The 4,588-nt window shown below is 61.2% G+C and carries 5 protein-coding genes; 4 read left to right on the top strand and 1 reads right to left on the bottom strand.

Annotated elements, in window-relative coordinates; all coding sequences use genetic code 11:
- Positions 1 to 143: 143 nt before the first annotated feature.
- A complete protein-coding gene (locus AAC997_RS18370; protein WP_340647154.1) occupies positions 144 to 719 on the bottom strand; it encodes a polysaccharide biosynthesis/export family protein in 576 nt (191 codons plus the stop codon).
- A 286-nt stretch (positions 720 to 1,005) separates the two neighbouring features.
- Here AAC997_RS18370 and AAC997_RS18365 point away from each other — a divergent pair, with 286 nt between their 5' ends.
- The 4 genes from AAC997_RS18365 to AAC997_RS18350 all read left to right on the top strand — a co-directional run.
- Positions 1,006 to 1,950: a transglutaminase-like cysteine peptidase gene (locus AAC997_RS18365; RefSeq protein WP_340647153.1), complete on the top strand. Its 945-nt coding sequence runs from the start codon at positions 1,006 to 1,008 to the stop codon at positions 1,948 to 1,950.
- A gap of 41 nt (positions 1,951 to 1,991) precedes the next feature.
- The gene (locus AAC997_RS18360; protein WP_340647152.1) at positions 1,992 to 3,359 is read left to right on the top strand and encodes an O-antigen ligase family protein; all 1,368 of its coding nucleotides are present in this window, start codon (positions 1,992 to 1,994) and stop codon (positions 3,357 to 3,359) included.
- Positions 3,356 to 3,979: a hypothetical protein gene (locus AAC997_RS18355; protein WP_340647151.1), complete on the top strand. Its 624-nt coding sequence runs from the start codon at positions 3,356 to 3,358 to the stop codon at positions 3,977 to 3,979. The genes AAC997_RS18360 and AAC997_RS18355 overlap by 4 nt, the downstream gene beginning before the upstream one ends.
- A 96-nt stretch (positions 3,980 to 4,075) precedes the next feature.
- Positions 4,076 to 4,588: hypothetical protein (locus AAC997_RS18350; RefSeq protein ID WP_340647150.1), on the top strand; the 513-nt coding region annotated here is incomplete at its 3' end.

Genomic DNA, 4,588 nt, shown 5'->3' with positions numbered 1-4,588 from the left:
CCCGCCTCTGACAGTCGCAGACATGTATGCGAGCCGATGTAGCCGGCGCCGCCGCTGACCAAGACTGTTTGCATCCGACCCCCGAGATGTCTGGCGACGGCGACCAGAAGGGCGTCAGCCCTCCTGGTCGCCGTCTTGAGAACTTAGAAGAAGCGCTCGCCGACGCGGATCGTGTCGCCTGGCGCGACTTGGGTGCCAGTGGTCAGAGGGAATTCTTCCTCACCCTTGCCATCCGCGCGCTTGATGAAGACGCGCTTGGTGTTGGCGCGATAGGTGAAACCTTGCGCAGTCGCCACAGCGTTCAGCACCGTCAGGCCGTTGGTATAGGGATAGGTGCCCGGCTTCTCGACCTCGCCCAAAATGTAGAAGGGCCGGTAGTTGAGCACCTCTACGCTGACGCGCGGCTCCTTCAGGTAGCCCTCCTTCAGCTTGGTTTCGACCTGGCTTTGGAATTGGGAAACCGAAAGACCCGCAGCGCGAACCTCACCGATCAAGGGCAACGAGACCATACCCGACCCCCCGATCGAGAACTCGCCGGTCAGAGCCTCCTCCCCAAAGGTGATCACGCGAACCTTGTCGCCAGATCCCAAGTGGTATTCTGGAACGGCGCGCACGATGGCGACCGCATCCGTCTCAGCGGCCGTGGCCAGGGTCGGCGCCAGCAGTAAGGCGGCAACGACGCCTAGCGCCGCCAACCCCAAAGAAAACAACCTCTGCATCAAACTAGGCTCCACACACGTCCCTCAGGGTTGCTTCTACCGCAGTGCGGCGAAGCACGGAACAGCCACTTCAAGATTCATTCCGCTTTTCACTTCGCGCCGCGGGAAATTTTCCGGGCACGGGAAATGGCCTAAACAATTCCTCAATTCCAGGTAAGCGCAAAGTTAACGTACACACATCCTAAACTACGCCAATTCATCCTCAATACACCAAGTCAATACAGCCAGGATTAAGGGGCGCCGGCCTAAAACAACCTCACGTTAACTCCAGAACGGAGCAGGGTGGGTGTTGAAGATTTCCAACAGTATTGCTGCAGTGACTGCACTCATCTGCGCACTGTCGCATTCAAACTTTGCTCTAGCTGGTGCTCCGGCTGCGAGCGGCCCCATGCCCTTGGGCGCCGCAATCGGGGCGCCGCGGGCTTATCTGGAGTATTGCGGTCGTCAGCCCCGCGACTGCCAAGTCAGTCGCGAGATGGTTCTGTCTCAGACTGGGGCGTTCGCCTCAGGCGATCGCGCCACCACAGCGGCCATCACGCGCCCCAAGCTCGCCACCTCCGGGCCTAACCCCGCGATCACCCGGATGACCTCGCAGGGAAGTTTCAGCTTTAACGCTGATACAACCGAGCAGGTGAACTGGTTGCGCCTCATCGGTGACGGCGCCCTCGTCAAGGCCACGCCGGTGGGGCAAGCCCGCCTATCCTTTGCAAATTTCAGTTTCGCGCCCGACGACCGGACGCCGAAGCCCGAGGCCTCCCCCGCCGCCAGCTCTGGTGCGACGCTGGTGGTAGACTCGCGGACCTGGGCCACGATCAATCGCGTGAACACCAAGATTAATCGCCAAATCATCCGCAAGACCGACTTCGACAACAATGGCGTCGAGGAACGGTGGAGCACGCCTCTTGCAGAGGGCGGCAAGTTCGGCGATTGCGAAGACTATGTCCTCGAAAAGCGCCGCGCCCTGATCGCCGAAGGCTTCCCGCCGAGCGCGCTGTCCATCGCCGTGGTCACCACATCCTGGAACACCGGACACGCGGTTCTGCTCGTGGCCGGCGACAAGGGCGAGTACGTCCTCGACAACCTCTCCCCCTGGATCGTGCCCTGGAATGAGGCGCCCTATACTTTTCGCAAGCGTCAGGTCGCCGGCGACGCCTTCCGATGGGCCTGGATTGAAAAATCCTCCCGGAACAACGATGGCGCGCAACCGCTCTTGATCGCCCGTGCGGACTAGGTATTCCTGCGGCTCGTACTGCTTAAGGCGAAAGGGTTTCGGTGAGCATCGAGGGGCCAAGACGGAAACGCGCCAGCAGACCGGCCGACCAAGTCTCTGAAGGCGTCGGCGTCTGGCCGCCACCAGAAGGCACATGGATTGCGCTGGCAGGGCTCTTGCCGATCTTTCTAGCCCACTATCTCTATGCGGCCTTATACTCAGAAACCGCGTTCTCGCTAATCTTGGCGGAATGCATCGTTCTAGGCGCCCTCCTCTGCCGTCCGGCGCTGCGCGATGACCTTGCCAAATTGCGGGGCCTTCTTTTTCCCGGCTTTCTGTTCGCCTTGGTAATTGTGGTGGGCCTTGTTCAGCTAACACCGTTGGCGCCGGGGGGCCCCCACCCGGTGTGGGCTTATGTGGGCGAAGCTCGTGGCTCCACAACGATTGATCGATCGTCGACCACGGTCGAAATCATCAAACTGCTGGGCCTGGCTTGCATCTTCCTCGTAGGGGCCTTGACTGGAGCGTCAGATCGGCGTGCACGCGCAGCCGTCTATGTCACGATCGGCCTTGGTTTGTTGCTGGCGCTCTGGGCGTTCTTCGCAAGCGTGACGGGCACGATCTATCAGACCCAGGGTCATCGACTGGAGGGCCATTTCCTCAATCCCAACACCGCAGGCACCTTTATGGCCTGCCTGTTGATGCTGAGCCTCGCGGTCGTCTTCCGACAATTGCGGACTCTCCGCGTGCAGGATCGCGTTGTACGCAGCGCGCCCATGGCCGCCGTTTCGCTCGCCTTTGCGATCTGCCTGCTGATGACCGGCTCGCGGGGGGCCGCGCTGGCGCTTCTAGCGGCACTTGTTGTCTTCGGCGGTCTTCAGCTGTTTTCCGGCAAGGTGAAGATTTCGCGGGCGCTGATGATCAGCCTGGGCGCGCTTCTCATAGCGGCTCTGCTGATCTACGTCGCCGGCGACCTCGTGATCGACCGCTTCTCACGCGCTGATCGCGACAGCATCGTACGCACCGCGATCTGGAGCGAACACTGGAAGGCTTTCTTGGCCTCGCCTCTCCTGGGTTACGGCTTGGGAACGTCAGAGACGGTGAACAAGACACTGATCAACACCGCAAACTACGCAACGCTGTGGAACATCAAGGCCATCTTGAATGTCTACCTGCAGTGGTTGGAGCAGGCGGGCTTGGTCGGGGCGCTACTGATGTTCGGCTGCGTCGGGTCGATCATTTTCGCCACGATTTCCGGCGCGCTGCGCCGCTCGCGCATGACGCTTATCCTGTTTGGACTCATCGCTGTTAACGCCGTCTTCCTGACCCACGGCGCGACAGACTTCGCACTTGACGCCTACTCCATGGCGGCGATGTGGTCCTACCTGTTGGGTCTTCAGTTATCGCTGTCCCAAGGATCGGCTCGATGAGGCTGCGTTCGGCGCCCCTCTGGATCGCTGGCAGTCTCACCGCCGTCACCGGCCTGCTTGCGCTCTTGCACCTCTCGGCGTTGATCACGGGTGGGGAGGTTTCACTTGGTTCATGGCGGCTGGCTGCGGTTGGCGCTGGGTACACTCGCAAGGCCGAGGACCTCGTAAGCACGAGATCTGCCACAGCCGGTGATTTGGCGAAGGCTGAGCAGCTTAGCGGGCTTGCCTTGCGCGAATTCCCCTACGACACGAGTTCTTGGATCCGCTTGGCCTATATTGACCATCTCCGGCACGGGGACCCGTCACCTATCGGCTTGCGTGCATTCGAGCGTTCCTATGACCTCGTCGCGATCGATCCGCAATTTGGCCCCTGGCGCATCCACTTCGCCTTGGAGCGCTGGGACAAGCTCCCGAATAACTTGAAGAAAGCGGTTCGTGGAGAAGCCGAGGCGCTGTCCACTGAAGGTCGCAGCCGCGCTAAACTTCAGGCCGCGCTCGCGGCGGTGAAAAATCCCGACAGCACAGTTCTGGCGACGCTGTGGCGTCAACGCTATGTCATCAATGCGTCGCGGATTGAACACAGGTCGCCCGAAAAACGGGCTTCGCAAGTCGGTTACTAAACCATTGAAGGAATCGACTTGTGGTTGCCAACAGAGTATGGCCATTAGCGGTAGCAGCCGGATGTCCGGCGTTACCTATGAGCTGAGGGGATAAACATGAGCCTCAAGACCTTGAGCATCGGCGCGCTCGTGCGGGCCATGGCATCTACCGCCGTCATTGGCAGCGTGACCTTGGGCGCCGGATTTGCTGTCGCAGCTGCGCCCACGCCGTCCGAGATCAATGCGATGAAGGCCACAATAGAAGGCACGATTAGCCAGACCATCTCCGACGTGCTGGCCGCAAATCCCAATGCGACGGAGGACGAGGTGGCCGAAGCCGTCGCGCTGGCCGTCGCCAACGTGACCCGGAACGTTGACCCGGCCCTTGCTGTTGCGGCGATCAACGCGGTTAAGGCCGACACCACCTTCATGGCGAGCCTGCCTTCCAGCATCGCCTCGGCTGGCGCCGACATCGCCTTGAGCGCGGTGCGGACGCAGACCCAAACGGCGATGAACAGCAATTCTTCCTCGACCGGCCAGACTGGCCAGTCTGGCGAAACGACCGGTGACATCGGCGGCTCGGGCGACGGTGGCTCGAGCGGCTTTGGCGGTGCGGGCGGCGGCGCAGGC

It is taken from the genome of Phenylobacterium sp., assembly GCF_037968635.1.
Classification (GTDB): domain Bacteria; phylum Pseudomonadota; class Alphaproteobacteria; order Caulobacterales; family Caulobacteraceae; genus Phenylobacterium.
The sequence above is the reverse complement of the archived record's forward strand: the minus strand, read 5'-3'. Positions and strand labels throughout refer to the sequence as shown.

Coding starts and splice junctions, on each gene's coding strand:
- AAC997_RS18370 (WP_340647154.1), bottom strand. CDS start 719: ATGCAGAGGTTGTTTTCTTTGGGGTTGGCGGCGCTAGGCGTCGTTGCC.
- AAC997_RS18355 (WP_340647151.1), top strand. CDS start 3,356: ATGAGGCTGCGTTCGGCGCCCCTCTGGATCGCTGGCAGTCTCACCGCC.